The 15,089-nt window shown below is 40.8% G+C and carries 14 protein-coding genes; 8 read left to right on the top strand and 6 right to left on the bottom strand.

Going from position 1 to position 15,089, the window contains the following annotated elements; translation table 11 throughout:
* Positions 1–4 precede the first annotated feature (4 nt).
* Positions 5–499, bottom strand: coding sequence for an RNA polymerase sigma factor (locus F2B13_RS06235; protein WP_149277520.1), 495 nt, complete (start codon positions 497–499; stop codon positions 5–7).
* Between the two features lie 253 nt (positions 500–752).
* On the opposite strand from F2B13_RS06235, the gene F2B13_RS06230 reads away from it, so the two are divergent.
* The gene (locus F2B13_RS06230) at positions 753–2,057 is read left to right on the top strand and encodes an NAD(P)/FAD-dependent oxidoreductase (RefSeq protein WP_149277600.1); all 1,305 of its coding nucleotides are present in this window, start codon (positions 753–755) and stop codon (positions 2,055–2,057) included.
* A gap of 42 nt (positions 2,058–2,099) precedes the next feature.
* Here F2B13_RS06230 and xerD read toward each other — a convergent pair whose 3' ends face one another.
* Positions 2,100–2,996, bottom strand: coding sequence for a site-specific tyrosine recombinase XerD (gene xerD, locus F2B13_RS06225; RefSeq protein WP_149277519.1), 897 nt, complete (start codon positions 2,994–2,996; stop codon positions 2,100–2,102).
* A 146-nt stretch (positions 2,997–3,142) separates the two neighbouring features.
* Here xerD and F2B13_RS06220 point away from each other — a divergent pair, with 146 nt between their 5' ends.
* The 4 genes from F2B13_RS06220 to F2B13_RS06205 all read left to right on the top strand — a co-directional run bounded on the left by F2B13_RS06220 (position 3,143) and on the right by F2B13_RS06205 (position 6,218).
* Positions 3,143–3,733, top strand: a complete 591-nt coding sequence (locus F2B13_RS06220; protein WP_149277518.1) for a porin family protein — start codon at positions 3,143–3,145, stop codon at positions 3,731–3,733.
* Between the two features lie 60 nt (positions 3,734–3,793).
* A complete protein-coding gene (gene aroQ, locus F2B13_RS06215; protein ID WP_149277517.1) occupies positions 3,794–4,216 on the top strand; it encodes a type II 3-dehydroquinate dehydratase in 423 nt (140 codons plus the stop codon).
* 129 nt (positions 4,217–4,345) lie between these two features.
* Positions 4,346–4,867, top strand: a complete 522-nt coding sequence (locus F2B13_RS06210) for an outer membrane beta-barrel protein (RefSeq protein WP_149277516.1) — start codon at positions 4,346–4,348, stop codon at positions 4,865–4,867.
* 241 nt (positions 4,868–5,108) lie between these two features.
* Positions 5,109–6,218 (top strand): hypothetical protein, encoded by a 1,110-nt coding sequence (locus F2B13_RS06205; protein ID WP_149277515.1) that lies wholly within the window; start codon positions 5,109–5,111, stop codon positions 6,216–6,218.
* A 10-nt stretch (positions 6,219–6,228) separates the two neighbouring features.
* On the opposite strand, the gene F2B13_RS06200 is transcribed toward F2B13_RS06205, so the two are convergent.
* The 4 genes from F2B13_RS06200 to F2B13_RS06185 all read right to left on the bottom strand — a co-directional run bounded on the left by F2B13_RS06200 (position 6,229) and on the right by F2B13_RS06185 (position 9,630).
* On the bottom strand, positions 6,229–6,507 hold the full coding sequence (locus tag F2B13_RS06200) for a DUF3817 domain-containing protein (RefSeq protein WP_149277514.1): 279 nt from the start codon (positions 6,505–6,507) through the stop codon (positions 6,229–6,231).
* A gap of 97 nt (positions 6,508–6,604) precedes the next feature.
* The gene (gene lpdA / locus F2B13_RS06195) at positions 6,605–7,996 is read right to left on the bottom strand and encodes a dihydrolipoyl dehydrogenase (protein ID WP_149303619.1); all 1,392 of its coding nucleotides are present in this window, start codon (positions 7,994–7,996) and stop codon (positions 6,605–6,607) included.
* 403 nt (positions 7,997–8,399) lie between these two features.
* Positions 8,400–8,909 carry a peptide-methionine (R)-S-oxide reductase MsrB gene (gene msrB / locus F2B13_RS06190; protein WP_149303617.1) on the bottom strand — a complete coding sequence of 170 codons (510 nt, stop codon included), beginning with the start codon at positions 8,907–8,909 and terminating at the stop codon, positions 8,400–8,402.
* 145 nt (positions 8,910–9,054) lie between these two features.
* Complete coding sequence (locus tag F2B13_RS06185) at positions 9,055–9,630, bottom strand: collagen-like triple helix repeat-containing protein (protein ID WP_149277511.1); 576 nt, start codon at positions 9,628–9,630, stop codon at positions 9,055–9,057.
* Positions 9,631–9,814: 184 nt separating this feature from the next.
* Here F2B13_RS06185 and glgB point away from each other — a divergent pair, with 184 nt between their 5' ends.
* The 3 genes from glgB to F2B13_RS06170 all read left to right on the top strand — a co-directional run bounded on the left by glgB (position 9,815) and on the right by F2B13_RS06170 (position 15,055).
* Positions 9,815–11,713 carry a 1,4-alpha-glucan branching protein GlgB gene (glgB, locus tag F2B13_RS06180; RefSeq protein ID WP_149303615.1) on the top strand — a complete coding sequence of 633 codons (1,899 nt, stop codon included), beginning with the start codon at positions 9,815–9,817 and terminating at the stop codon, positions 11,711–11,713.
* 92 nt (positions 11,714–11,805) lie between these two features.
* Positions 11,806–14,205 carry a glycoside hydrolase family 31 protein gene (locus F2B13_RS06175; protein ID WP_149303613.1) on the top strand — a complete coding sequence of 800 codons (2,400 nt, stop codon included), beginning with the start codon at positions 11,806–11,808 and terminating at the stop codon, positions 14,203–14,205.
* A gap of 40 nt (positions 14,206–14,245) precedes the next feature.
* Positions 14,246–15,055, top strand: a complete 810-nt coding sequence (locus tag F2B13_RS06170) for a M48 family metallopeptidase (RefSeq protein ID WP_149277508.1) — start codon at positions 14,246–14,248, stop codon at positions 15,053–15,055.
* Positions 15,056–15,089: the final 34 nt, after the last annotated feature.

Raw genomic sequence — 15,089 nt, 5'->3', positions numbered from 1 at the left:
AAAACTAAGGGTTCAGTATCGTTCTTAATTTGGTTTTGACCCGGTTCATTTTTACTCGTGCATTGACTTCACTGATACCAAGGGTTTCACTGATTTCACTATAACTTTTGTTCTCCAAAAAGAGAAATACAAGCGCCTTGTCAATATCTCCCAATTGTCTGATGGCTTTATACATAAGTTGTAATTGTTCTTCTTCTGTCGCATCATACTCATCAGCTTTTATCTTGAAAATTACCGATTCATAATCTTGGGTTTGAACGCTTCGTTTTGACTTCCGATATAAGGTTATTGCGGTGTTTAGGGCAACTCTATACATCCACGTACTAAATTTTGATTCTCCCCTAAATTTGGGATATGCCTTCCATAGCTGTATGGTAATTTCTTGAAAAAGGTCATTGTGGGCTTCTCTATTGCTCGTATATAAGGTACAGACTTTATGAACAATATTTTGATTGCTCTCAAGTTCTGTTACAAACTGATGTTCCAGTTCTTTATTCACTTCAAGTCGGGAGGTTGTTGATCTATTTGTATGTAAATTTCAGCATTTGTTACAGAATAAAAATTTTTAACAGCGATTTTTGACGCCTTCGAATCATTATCGGGGTGTAATGTACGAGGTTGTTATTTGGTTGGGGCGTTCTATTTGATAAAATTCTCTTAACCGATACGAAAATTGGGTAGCTATTATTTTGATATGTTATGAATGTTTATTTTCGGGACTAATACGTATTGATATGACAGACACTGATGCACTGAATATACCTAGAAGTAGTTTTCCGAGAATTGTCATTATCGGAGGTGGTTTTGCCGGAATAGCCCTTGCTAAAAAATTAAGTAAGAAAGAAGTGCAGGTAGTTTTGCTCGACAAGAATAACTATCATACTTTTCAACCTTTGCTTTATCAGGTCTCAACCGGGGGGCTGGAACCTGACTCGATCGCCTACCCCATTCGAAAGATATTGCAAGACTACCCCAATTTTTTCTTTCGAATGGCCAAAGTGCAACAGGTCTTGCATGACGAAAAGGTGTTGGTCACCAATATTGGGAAACTTTCATATAACTATTTGGTTGTAGCCGCTGGATCGGAAACGAATTTTTTCGGGAATTTCGAAATCGAAAAAAATGCTATGGCGATGAAATCGATTCCACAATCGTTGAACCTGCGGAGCATGATTCTAGAGAACTTCGAACAGGCTTTGTTGACCGATGATCTTCATGAGCGTGATGCGTTAATGAATTTTGTTATTGTTGGGGGTGGTCCAACGGGGGTAGAGTTGGCAGGGGCTTTGGCGGAAATCAAAAAAGGAATTTTACCTAAAGATTATCCGGATCTCGATACCCGACGGGCACAGATAAACCTTATTCAATCCGGGGATCGAATTTTAAAGGAAATGAGCGAGGAGGCTTCTATAAAAGCGGAAGATTTTTTAGAGCGATTAGGGGTGCAAATATGGAAAAATACCCGCGTAACCGGGTATGACGGTAAAACGGTACTCACCAAAACCGATCTTGTTTTTGAAGCCGCAACCCTCGTATGGGCAGCAGGAGTCAAAGGTGCTTCGATAAAAGGGCTTGATATGGAAGAAGTTGTAGTGCCAGGAAACCGAATCAAAGTCAATGAGTTTAATCAATTGATCGGATATCCCGAAATTTTTGCTATTGGCGATATTGCTTGCATGCATACCGATGAGTTGCCCAGTGGACATCCAATGATGGCACAACCGGCTATTCAGCAAGGTCGACATCTTGGGGAAAACCTACTTAATTTAATTGAAAATAAACCCATGCAACCTTTTATTTACGAAGATAAAGGCAGTATGGCAACCATAGGGCGAAACAAGGCCGTCGCCGATTTGAAGAACTATAGATTTCAAGGCGTCTTCGCTTGGTTCGTCTGGATGTTCGTACATCTCTTCTTTTTGATCGGTTTTCGAAACCGTATGGTGGTATTTGTAAATTGGGTCTATAATTATATTCGTTTTGATAGGGAGGCCCGATTGATTATACGCCCCTACAGAAGGGATTATAGTTTGTTCAGGGACCGAAAGAAAACTTGAGTCGATTTGTCCATGCTTACATAGAACATCGAACGAACAAATTTAGTTTCTCGGGTGGTATTTATTGATAACTTGTGCCAAATGGGTTCTATCAACGTGAACGTAGACCTCCGTTGTGGTTATGCTTTCATGACCCAACATCTGTTGAATAGCCCGCAGATCCGCTCCATTTTGTAATAAATGTGTGGCGAACGAGTGTCTAAAAGTATGCGGACTTATATTTTTTGTAAGATTGGTTTTTTCAGCTAGTTGTTTGATGATAGTGAATATCATAGCCCTAGTAAGTTGTCGACCCCTGCGGTTCAAAAAGAGAATGTCTTCAAAGCCTTTCTGTATTTTTTGGTGAATTCTAACTTCATTGCGATAAATATCAATATATCTTTTGTTGATGGTACTTATGGGTACAAATCTTTGTTTGTCGCCTTTTCCGGTAACCTTGATGAAATCTTCCTCGAAATAGAGGTCGGATATTTTAAGGTTGATCAGTTCGGAAACCCGCAACCCGCAACCGTACAGTGTTTCTAGCATGGCCCGATTACGCTCTCCTTCAGGTTTAGAGAGGTCAATGGCGCCTATGAGGTTGTTGATTTCCTGTTCGGAAAGGGTGTCAGGGAGTTTCCTCCCAATTTTTGGGGATTCTATTAAATCTAATGGGTTATCCTTGCGATAATCTTCAAAAAGCAAGTAATTGAAAAAACTCTTCAGGCCCGATATTATTCGGGCTTGGGATCTTGGGTTCATGTATTTGGCCACTTCATAAATAAAATGTTGAATAGTTGCTCGATCAATCTTTAAAGGATCATAGTCCAGTTCGTTTGTTTCTAAAAACTGTACTAACTTTTCAACGTCCAGGGTATAATTTTTGATAGAATTGTCCGATAGCCCTCTTTCGATTCTAAGAAAATCTCCATACTCCTGAATTGCCGGTTTCCAATCCATGCGCTAAAGGTAAACAATGGCCCTATTTTAATCAAAGGCTAATTGCACAGGTGTCCTTATTTAGTTGTAATAATATTTTGCGGTCAAAAGTTTTCTATCTTTGAAGTACTTTTTAAAACCATACCAAACTAAAAATACCAACCACAATGACCTTAAAAAGAGTATTGATTTTTCTGGTACTGCTTTTTGCAATACAGCAAAGTAGTTCACAGGTAGTAATTCAAGGTACTGGCCCTTCCGGAGGTGATAGCGAAGTTATTTTTGGAGTAAAGACCGGTCTTAATGTTTCAACTTTTCTAGGTAAGGATTTTGTCGATATCTCGCCAAAAATGGGGGGCTATATCGGGGGGATGGCTGAAATACCGATTATTTTGGAAGACCTCTACTTTCAGCCTGAACTTTTAATCTCTTTTCAAGGTGCCGATATTGGCCCTGAAAATTTGAATCTGACCTATTTGCATCTCCCATTAATGGGTAAATTTCATCTCACGGAGAATATTGCTGCGGAGGTAGGGCCGCAAATCAGTTTCTTGTTGGCCGATAATCTCGATAAAATTGACCCAAGCGATACACTTAAGGCAAATTCTTTGCAGATAGGTATTAATTTCGGTGGCGGTTACCGCTTGGACGAGCAATTCTATTTTCAGTTTCGTTTTGGTTTCGATTTCTCGCAAGTACTTGAAAATACTGCCGTAAAAAATGGAATTTTTTCACTTGGGGCATGTTATTTTTTATAGGATCTGAATTTAGAATTGAGGGCTAACTACCCTGACTCATTCACAAAATTGTTTACACAAATGAAGATTATCATTATCAATGGCCCCAACCTGAACCTTTTGGGGAAGCGTGAACCTGAAGTATATGGCGATAAAACTTTTGATGATTATTTTGCAGATTTACAATTCCGTTTCAAGACCGTACAGCTTGAATATTTTCAATCGAATATTGAAGGCGAACTAATAGACAAGCTTCACGAAGTCGGTTTTTCCTATGATGGTATCGTTTTAAATGGCGCAGCGTATACCCATACGTCCGTAGGTTTGGGCGATGCGATAAAGGCTATTGAGACCCCTGTGGTAGAAGTGCATATTTCGAATACACATCAACGGGAATCGTTTCGGCACGTGTCCTATATTTCACCTGGGGCCAAGGGAGTGATTCTGGGTTTTGGGCTGCAAAGTTATGATTTGGCCATTCAGAGCTTCTTGGAAGTACATTAGACCTAGAAAAACGTGATATAGAGCACCATACTATCCCATCATTTTTTTATCATTTGACAACAAAAAAGTAGTCACTCACACTTTAGGACCGTTTATTTCGTTTGTAAATCTAAACAAATCGAAAACCAGATGATTCGGAAGGTCTTTTTTTTAATAGTGTTCAGTATTTCTTTTTTTTCTATAAGTGCTCAAGAAGGCTTTAAAATTGGGGCTCATGCAGGGCTTCCCATCGGAGATTACAATGATAGTATAAGTATCGTGGCCGGTTTGGATGTCGGATACATGTGGGCACCCAATAAACTTCTAGACTTGGGTATAAAATCGGGTATAGTACACGGTTTTGCCGAAACGTACAGATTTGAGCAAACTGCTAGTATCAAATTACCGAGTAGGCAATTTGTACCCATTGCAGCCTCTGTTCGCATATGGCTGTCCCGTTCTTTTTCTTTTGGTGGTGACGTAGGTCAGGCTTTAGGTTTGAACGATGGTAATGAAGGAGGGTTTTATTACCGTCCTCAATTCGGATTTCAGATGGGCGCACAGTCTGAAGTTAATTTTTCCTATACCGCCATAAAAGGCGATGATGCTACCTGGACTACTTTGACCCTCGGTTTCGTCTATACTTTCTTATCGGCAAGACACTTTCGATAGGTATTGAGCGAGTTAGACCCGTAAGTAAAAATCAGGAATTTGCTTGTAGTTTGAGTTTCGTTACTTTGAAGGGGTAATGCAGCACGTCTGCTTTATTAATTTGGTTTCGAGATAAACAAAAGAAGAAGCACTTTAAATCCACCTAGAGCCTCACTACTTTCTCCTAATAATAGCGACTAGTGATACAGCTATACTAAACCATTCTTTTTGTAGTTATTGTCCTACAATAACTCTAAAAACTATGGTACTAAGAATTTACGATATAGGCTTCCGTTTTACATTACGCTCTTTTTTATCTTTGACAGCCTTGATTCCCATCGGGGTTATGTCGCAATCCGAGTATAGGTCAGGCTTCATCGTAACCTCGAATCACGATACGATCCATGGCTATATCAAGGCTGATGTAGATTGGGAACTCGCCGAAGAAATTTTTTTCAAAAAAGACTTGCAAAGCGAGACGGTTTTCCACTATGACCCTCAAGAATTGCAAAGTTTAGACTACGGGTCGGGTAGACATTTAAGAAGTTTTAAGGTCACAGGAAATGGGTCTACGAAGCATATCTTAGCAAAAAGAATTTCATCAGGTAAGATTGATATGTATGTAAGAAGATACCGAAATAGGGTAAAAGCGGACTATATCCTGAGGGATAATTCAACAAACGGCTATGTTTATTTACATACGCCAAGAAAGAAGCAAATAAAGAACAATGGTAAGTATTACAACAAAACGGAGAAGGGGTATATTATTTCAATTGATAGTATAACGAATGGCTTTTTGAGGAAATCGAATATCAGCAAAATCAGCTTTTCACAAAGAAATATTCAGAAGCTTATAGATTCCTATAATCACCAAGAAGCTGAGAAATATCCAATGAACGAATATGAACCTGCACTTGAACGCCATTATAGTTTTTCGGCGGGTCTGCCCATTAACGGCCCATCGTATACTTACTATCGATTAGCCTTTTATCGAGAGACGATGAAAACTGAAAGATCCCTTAGTATTTCTACTATAAACGGTGTGACATATAGACATTCTGGTACCTATGATATAGATGATTCTCAAATTTCAAAGCAGCATGTATTAAGTATTATTCCTTTCGGTATAAAATTTCAATCAAAATCTGGTATTCTAAAATCCTACGGTTATATTGGAGGTGGTATTGCACTTAACTGGAATACCAGGCCTAATGAATTAGAAAATGATATAAAGTATCCTAATTTTTTTGGGTATCCGACGATTAATCTTGGCGGAGGAATAAAAATTGATACTGGTCCAATGGCAATACTGATGGAAATAACGCCGGACTTCGTAAGTGGAATTATGATAAATCTCGGTATCTTATACTAGGTAGACTATTTTATTCGGAAGATAAATACTTTTTATCGACATAAAAAGTCGCAAAAGGCAGCAGGGATGCCAATAGCAAAATAAAGCCCATTTTTACCCCCAATTTCCGTTGCCTCCAAAAAACTATGGCCATCACAATATAGGCAATGAACAGGAAGCCATGTGCATAGCCCACGTACTTATTGGGTAAGGTAATATCGGCCAAGTATTTTAAGGGCATGGTCACCGCAAAAAGCGTCAGATAAGAAATACCCTCAAGAATTGCCGTAATTCTAAAAATCGGAAGCATGAAATCTTAAATTTAAAACCTAGTTATCGCGATTGGCCGATGTTTGTTGTACTATTTTAGATAAAGTCTTTCAGCCACTTTGTCTTTATTTTATAATTTATAGATGAATCACTTCACCGTAGGCCGCAGCTACCGCTTCCATAACAGCTTCACTCATGGTGGGGTGTGGGTGTACCGCTTTTAAGATTTCATGGCCTGTGGTTTCCAATTTTCGGGCCACTACTGCCTCAGCGATCATATCGGTTACCCCGGCACCGATCATATGGCAACCCAACCACTCCCCATATTTGGCATCGAAAATAACCTTTACAAAACCATCGGGATTTCCAGAGGCTTTCGCCTTGCCGCTAGCGGAAAATGGAAATTTACCAACCTTGACATCAAATCCTTTTTCTTTCGCTTGGGCTTCGGTCAGACCTACCGACGCCACTTCGGGCATGCAATAGGTACAGCCGGGAATATTGCCATAATCTAAGGGTTCTACATGCATGCCAGCAATTTTTTCCACGCAAAGAATGCCCTCGGCCGAGGCCACGTGGGCCAAAGCTTGACCTGGCGTTACATCTCCAATGGCATAGTATCCGGGAATATTGGTCTTATAATAATCATTGACCACGATTTTGTCCCTATCAGTGGCAATACCCACGTCTTCAAGACCGATATTTTCAATATTGGTCTTTATACCCACGGCAGAAAGTACGATATCGGCTTGTAAAATTTCTTCGCCCTTCTTTGTTTTGACGGTAGCTTTCACACCCTCTCCAGAAGTATCTACCGAAGTAACTTCTGCCGAGGTCATTATCTTCACACCGGCTTTTTTAAAACTGCGTTCCAACTGTTTAGAGACTTCCTCATCCTCTACGGGAACGATACTCGGTAAGAATTCAACAACGGTTACTTCAGTGCCCATAGCGTTGTAGAAATAGGCAAATTCAATCCCAATGGCCCCACTTCCGACCACAATCATACTTTTGGGTTGCTTATCTAGGCTCATTGCCTCTCGATAGCCGATAATTTTCTTTCCATCTTGGGGAAGACTTGGTAGTTCACGACTACGGGCACCTGTTGCAATTATGATGTGTTCGGCACTATATTCGGTCTCTTTCCCGTCATTGTCTTTTACCAAAATCTTTTTACCCGGTTTCAGTTTTCCGAATCCGTTGATAACTTCGATTTTGTTTTTTTTCATCAAAAACTGCACGCCCTTACTCATTCCATCGGCTACACCTCGACTTCTACTGACCACGGCACCAAAATCCTTATCGACTCCCTCGGCCTTCAAACCATAGGCATCGGCGTGTTGTAGATATTCAAATACCTGAGCGGATTTCAACAATGCTTTAGTAGGTATACATCCCCAATTCAAACAGACGCCACCAAGACTTTCCTTTTCAATTATAGCGGTCTTAAAACCAAGCTGGGAAGCCCTTATGGCCGCGACATATCCACCGGGACCACTACCTAAAACAATAACATCGAAAGTGCTCATACTTTTATTTTTTATGGGTTGACATAAGCATTCTTCCCCTAGTTCGAGGAAGCAGGTGCAAAAGTACATAATTCAAGCAGCAAATACCAAGTTCAAATAAAGTTTATATCGCTCGACCAGTTTTGATCGGCCGCTTAAAGATTTTTGAAAAGAGGAGGCAATGAGACACTTTCTTGCGGGATAGTGTCACTCGAAAATTTTTCAGGTTAATCAGCAGTACAAGAGATACCTATCTGAAGGGGTAAGGCCATTTGCGCTACTTTGAGCGTAGCATTAATTTATTTTGTTTTCCTTATGAATTAAGTTTTACACTGCCCACTTATACGTTATTTACACCGGAATTAGAATCGAATTTGCAGTAACTTTTTTATGGGCTTATTACCCCTCCTTAAATGTTCTGAAATTATTTTCCTTCTGGTACAAAATCTAGGGCCACTCCATTGATACAGTGCCTTAAACCAGTGGGAGCAGGGCCATCTTCAAAAACGTGACCAAGGTGACCACCACATACGGCGCAATGTTCTTCGGTTCTTTTGTAGCCAATTTTATAATCGACATCATAGGCCACGTTGCCCTCTATTTCTTTATAAAAACTCGGCCAACCGGTACCTGATTTGAACTTGGTTTCACTTTTAAATAGGGGAGTGCCGCAACCGGCACACACATAGGTTCCTTTTTCCTTATTTGTCAAAAGATCACTGGTGAACGGGTTTTCCGTCGCCGCTTTGCGAAGCACATAAAATTCAGCTTCACTCAGCTCTTTCTTCCACTCGGTTTCGGACTTGGTTACCCTGAACTGCTCTTCTTTAGGGGAATCACCTTTTCTGGCGACTTCTTTTTTTTGTGAATTCCCCGTACAACCTACAAGTAGCAGGCACGATACAAATGCTATTTTTGAATATATCTTTTTCATGTTATTCTTTTTGTTTTAGACGGAATAATTTTCGAATCCTTTCAAGATTAAGGGATTTGCCAGTTCTCTCGATGGAGTGCGGATAAAAATCCAAACAACCCCGCATTGCGGGGTTGTAGAATATGCCTGATATTGGCGAAATGCCTTAATTCAAAGAGATTCTTCTTACATCCTTTTCTTGAACTCCTAGTGCGCTCATGACCGATGAAATATTCGATTTATCTATTTTGGATGTTAAGAAAACACTAGGTACAATAACGACCCTGAAAAATTGATTTTGTGTAAAATCCGGACTTAAGTTCGCAAGATCGTAGTTGCCGTCGATAAAGATTTCGACATCCACAAAGTTATGTGCGGAAGTATATTGAATGGTACCATCGGCGGTAAAGAAATTTTGAGGTATTAAGCTCCATGCATTGGCAAGGCTACCATCGTTAAGTTCAATTTCCCCGTCGAACCTATAGACCAAGACTGCATCGGATTCGAACACTTCAAAATCTGTATTGTCTTCAAAATTGATAATAGCACTCTGAAGGTTGGATCCGGGATCGTAGGCAAAATCGACGCCGTCAATTTCAAATACCTGTCCCTCGATTCCATCTTCTCCAGCAGGACCTTGGGGGCCGTCTAGACCATCAAATCCAGGAGGTCCTTGGGGGCCTTCGCAGGAAATTAAGAATAGAGTCAAAAATGTGCCGATAAGTAATGATGTTTTTCTCATAATAGTTTTATTTAATGCTGATGTAATTCATATTTATTTATTGTGCTTTCAAAAAGCGTTCCATTTTTGAATATTCAGTATCTTTTGGTGTTTAAATAAGAAGAATTTAAAGTAAATGAACAATGTACTTATGCTTTCTTTAAAGTTCATTAGATTTGCCTAAACTAGATAAATAACCATCGTTATGCCACAGGTAACCGTATTCAGTCTTTTCACGGAATTTGATATAAATCTTTTCAAGTCGGGCAAGCACTTTAGGCTTTATGAAAAATTAGGGTCTCACACGATGGAACTCAATGGCGTAAAAGGGACATATTTCGCTGTATGGGCACCATCTGCCAGGTCGGTATCGGTAATCGGCAACTTTAATGGCTGGAACGATGATGAACACCGTCTTAACGTGCGATGGGATGCCAGTGGTATTTGGGAAGGCTTTATTCCCGATGTGGGTGTGGGTGAGATCTATAAGTATAAAGTATATTCGAACAACCATGGGGCCGTTACCGAGAAAGCAGACCCCTTCGCTCGTTACTGTGAACACCCGCCCAGAACGGCTTCCATTATTTGGAATGCCGAATACGAATGGAAGGATAAAAGGTGGATGGAAAATCGAACGGGTAAGAATTCGCTTGACACTCCTTTTTCAGTATATGAAGTACATCTAGGTTCTTGGAAACGCAATGCAGATGGCGATTTTCTTTCCTACAATGAAATTGCCGAAGATCTGGTGGCCTATGTGAAGGATATGGGTTTTACCCATGTAGAGTTTATGCCCATTATGGAGTATCCTTACGACCCGTCTTGGGGTTACCAGCTTACAGGATACTTCGCGCCGACATCACGATTTGGAGACCCGTCAGGTTTCAAGTTATTGGTCGATAAACTACACCAGGCCGGGGTAGGTGTGATATTAGATTGGGTACCGTCGCATTTTCCCGAAGATGCACATGGTCTTGGGTTTTTTGATGGTTCCCATCTCTATGAACACCCCGATCGCAGAAGAGGGTATCATCCCGATTGGAAGAGTTTAATTTTTAATTATGGCAGAAACGAGGTACGCGCATTTTTAATCAGCAATGCCCTATTTTGGTTAGACCAGTACCATGTCGATGGCCTTAGGGTAGACGCCGTCGCTTCCATGCTATACCTCGATTACTCAAGGGAAGAAGGGGAGTGGGAGCCGAACATGTACGGTAATAATGAAAACCTAGAGGCACTCTCTTTTATTCGCGAATTCAACGAGGCGGTATACGGTAACTATCCAGATGTTCAGACGATCGCGGAAGAATCTACAGCATTCGCTGGAGTGTCAAAACCGGTCATGTACGGAGGGCTGGGTTTTGGAATGAAATGGATGATGGGCTGGATGCATGATACTTTGGAATATTTCAAAAAGGAACCGGTCTACAGAAAGTACCATCAAAACGACCTTACCTTTAGTATGACGTATGCGTTTACAGAGAATTTTATGCTACCGCTATCGCATGACGAAGTTGTATATGGCAAGCAATCGCTTGTTTATCGTATGCCTGGCGACGAGTGGCAACGATTTGCCAACCTGAGACTCATGTTCGGTTATATGTTCACCCATCCAGGAACCAACCTTATTTTTATGGGTGGGGAATTTGGTCAGACTTCGGAATGGAATTTTCAACAAAGTCTGGAATGGCATTTGACAGAATATGAGGTGCACTCCGGTGTACAGAACTTGGTAAAAGCTTTGAACAAAGTGTATAAGGAATATCCGGCGTTATACGAAAAACAGTTTAGTCCGGATGGTTTTCAGTGGATAGATTATGGCGATCATGAAAATTCGGTCTTGACCTATATAAGGAGGGGACACGATACCAAAAACGATGTTTTTATAGCTTGTAACTTTACGCCGACCCCCCGTGAGAAATATCGTGTGGGCATTCCAAAAACTTCGGGTGAAATGAAGGTAATATTGAACAGTGATGATAAAAAATATGGGGGTTCAGGTACAAGAAGCACCATATCTTCCATCGAGAAAATAGCGTGGCATGGTCGGGAACAATCCGTAGAACTGACCATTCCGCCCCTGGCTATAGTAATTTTTCAATAATCTTCAGACCTTGATTATAAAAGTTCATTTGAATCGTTGTCTAGTTGGACTATTATGTACTTATTTTGTAGGTCTTTGAAAAGAGTCGTCAAATGATAACCAATACCGAGCTAGAGTACAAAGGGAATCTTTATCCAAACCATATCGTCCATTATCTAAGGGACAAGGATAAATTCTATTTCACAACCGAAAATGGAGTGATTTTAGAGATTACCGTGGTACAGGATAGAACCATTCGATTTCGATATGCAACCGATCATAATTTTCAACCCGATTTTTCTTATGCTATTGATCCAGATGCGCGCAGAGGATATAGTCATCTCGACATCCTTGAGACGTCAAGCGAGTATATTATAGAAACCTCGAAGCTACAGATTCTTGTAGATAAGCAAACCTTACGGATACAGATTTCAGATTTGAACGGAAATATTATCAATGAGGACGAATTGGGTTTTCACTGGGAAGAAAATTATGAATATGGGGGGAACACTGTGAAAATGGGCAAGATCACTCAGGGTAGTGAAAGCTTTTACGGAATGGGCGACAAGGCCACCCATAGTAATCTTAAGGGCAAGAAGGTAAGTAATTGGGTGACCGACTCCTACGCCTATGGGAAAGATCAAGATCCTTTGTACAAAGCGATACCCTTTTATATTGGTCTACATAACGCCATGGCTTATGGTATTTTTTTCGATAATAGTTTTGGCACACATTTCGATTTTGCCCATGAAAGGCGGTCAGCAACTAGCTTTTGGGCTGATGGTGGCGAGATGAACTACTATTTCTTCTACGGTCCTGAAATGTTTAAAGTGGTCAGGGCCTACACCAATTTAACGGGTGCCCCCGAATTGCCTCCGATGTGGGCCTTGGGGTTCCATCAATCAAAGTGGAGTTATTTTCCTGAAAGTCAGGTGAAAGAAATTGCCCAGACGTTCAGGGAAAAGAAAATTCCCTGTGATGCGCTTTATCTCGATATTGATTATATGGATGGGTTTCGTTGTTTTACGTGGGACAACAATCTCTTCCCAGATCCTAAACGGATGATCGGCGAACTTGAGGAAGATGGGTTTAAGACCGTGGTGATGATCGATCCTGGTATTAAGATTGATAAAGAGTATTGGGTGTATAAAGAGGCGATGGAGAATGATTATTTCTGTAAAAGAGCCGATGGTCCGTTCATGAAAGGGAAAGTATGGCCAGGTGAATGCCATTTTCCTGATTTCACAAACCCTCAGGTCAGGGAATGGTGGGCCGATCTTTACAAAGAATTTATGGCGGAAATCGGTGTACATGCAGTATGGAACGACATGAATGAACCTGCTGTTATGGAAGTGCCTACGAAAACAGCACCTCTAGATACGAGACATTTTTATGATGGATATCCCTGTAGTCATAGAAAAGCCCATAATATCTATGGTATGCAAATGGTAAGGGCGACCTATGAGGGAGTGAAGAAGTACGTTTATCCTAAACGTCCTTTAGTAATAACACGGGCCGCTTACTCGGGTACACAGCGATTTTCTTCGACCTGGACCGGGGATAACGTGGCTACCTGGGAGCATTTGTGGATTGCCAATGTTCAGATGCAGCGTATGTGTATGAGCGGCTATTCTTTCGTAGGTTCCGATATTGGTGGCTTTGCAGAACAGCCGAATGGGGAGTTATTTGCCCGATGGATTCAATTGGGTGTTTTTCATCCCTTTTGTAGGGTACATTCGAGTGGGGACCACGGAGATCAAGAGCCATGGTCGTTCGGCAACGAAATTACTGATATCGTAAGAAAATTTATAGAACTACGCTATCAATTATTGCCTTATTTATATACCATGTTCTGGAGATATTCGAGGGAGGGTAAACCTCTATTACTTCCAATTGTCTGCTTCGATCAAGAAGATGTTCAGACCCATTTTAGAACTGACGAGTTCATCTTCGGCGAACAAATATTAGTCTGCCCAATTCAAGAACCCAATGCGAAAGGACGCCGTATGTACATTCCTAGAGGCGATTGGTATGATTATTGGTCTGATGAAATTGTGGAGGGTGGAAAAGAGAAATGGGTAGAGGCCGATATCGATAAGATGCCACTGTTCATCAAAGCAGGGGCTATTATCCCGAAATATCCTGTGCAACAATATGTGGGAGAAAAGGAAATTACGGAATTGGTTTTGGAAGTCTATTATAAGAAAGGCTCGGAAAATTCAATGGTTTATGAAGATGGCCAAGATGGATATGCTTATGAAAACGGCAAATATAGCCTACGTAATTTCAAGCTTCTTGGAAAGGATAATGAATTGACGGTACAGCAATTCAAAGATGGGTCGTTCATAACTACCTATGATACCTTTAAAATTTCTTTGAGAGGCCTACCATTTAAAATAGAGCGCATATTTGTTGATAATGAGAAGGTTGAAATAAATGACATAAAATTAAACGGTAATAATATTTTTCAATTAAGCAAAGATTTTACGCAATTGCGTATAACCGGAGTATGATTTTTTTTGTATCGTTATTTTTTGAAAAAATGTAAATAGCATGAAAAAAATAGTTTTCTTACTCATCTTGTTTATGGGCGTTGTGGCTTGTAAAACAAATCCATTTACAGGAAAAAAGGTATTGAACTTTTATCCTAATAGTCAGATTTTTCCGATGGCTTTTGCACAATATGATCAGTTTTTGAACGAGAATCAAGTTGTCGAAAACTCTTCCGAAGCTAAAATGATTACGAAAGTGGGCCAACGTATTTCTTCGGCAGCCGAGCGATGGTTGACTGCAAATGGGTATGCCGGGTACCTAAAGGATTATAAGTGGGAATATAACCTTGTTAAAGACGAAACGGTGAACGCATGGTGCATGCCCGGAGGAAAAATAGTTTTCTATACCGGGATATTGCCCATTTGCCAAGGTGAAACCGGTGTGGCCGTAGTTATGGGCCATGAGGTAGCACACGCATTGGCCGATCATGGGGCACAACGCATGAGTGCGGGAACACTTCAACAATTAGGCGCTGTCGCAGGTAATGTAGCCATACAAGACCCACAAAAAAGAAATATGTTCAATCAGGCCTACGGCCTCGGTTCTACGGTGGGTTTAATGCTTCCTTTTAGCAGAAGTCATGAAACAGAGGCTGACCGTATCGGTCTACAGATAATGGCAATTGCGGGTTACGATCCTGCCGAAGCCGCAGAGCTCTGGAAGAGAATGAAGGCGAAAAGCGGGGGTCAGGCCCCACCCGAATTTTTGAGCACACACCCTTCGAACGATACACGTATTAACAATCTGACACAATGGGCACCACTTGCCAAAGAAGAGGCTAAAAAATTCGGTGTTACCTCATTTCAATAATTTACCATTAAATCAACGTATATTTAAAACCGCT

Origin of the sequence: Pareuzebyella sediminis, assembly GCF_008367235.1 — a bacterium.
GTDB classification, from domain to species: Bacteria; Bacteroidota; Bacteroidia; order Flavobacteriales; family Flavobacteriaceae; genus Pareuzebyella; species Pareuzebyella sediminis.
The sequence above is the reverse complement of the archived record's forward strand: the minus strand, read 5'-3'. Positions and strand labels throughout refer to the sequence as shown.